The following is a 487-nucleotide window of genomic DNA, read 5'->3' on the forward strand; positions in this document are numbered from 1 at the left end:
GTCCCACGTATTGAAGTACGGCGGCTCGTGCAGCATGGATTCCGGCGTCGGCCTGACGTCCTCCATCAAGGCAAACACGCTGAACCCGTCATTGGCCGCCTGGAACACCAAGCCCGGGTGCGGCACTACCGCACTGCGCGTACCCAATTCTTTGCATTGAAAGAACACCCGGCGAATCGCCGGCGGGCACCACCACGTTACGGCGCGCGTGCTCACGGACAGTACGTTCGGCGTCAGGAACTCGCCCTTCGGCAACGCTGACAAAGCAACCTGGGTCACAGCGTGAATGAGTGCTCGCCGATTGAGCGGAACACCCGGGCCGATTGCAGGCTTTCGAGTCCCCGCCTCGTGAGTGATGCGGTGTGCCGTCGAGTATGTGAACTGCCCCTCGGCCGGCCCATACAGCAAAATGGCCCCTTGCAGGGCCACGTCATGAGACCGACTGGCGGTCAAGATCTTGGCCATGGGGCCTCCTATCGTGAAATGA

At 61.8% G+C, this 487-nt stretch carries 1 protein-coding gene; it reads right to left on the reverse strand.

What is annotated here, in order from left to right; translation table 11 throughout:
* The coding region (locus I6F21_RS37645; RefSeq protein WP_225184373.1) for a PRTRC system protein B at positions 1–465 on the reverse strand (465 nt) is incomplete at its 3' end.
* Positions 466–487: the final 22 nt, after the last annotated feature.

It is taken from the genome of Bradyrhizobium sp. NBAIM03 (assembly GCF_020194055.1).
GTDB classification, from domain to species: domain Bacteria; phylum Pseudomonadota; class Alphaproteobacteria; order Rhizobiales; family Xanthobacteraceae; genus Bradyrhizobium; species Bradyrhizobium yuanmingense.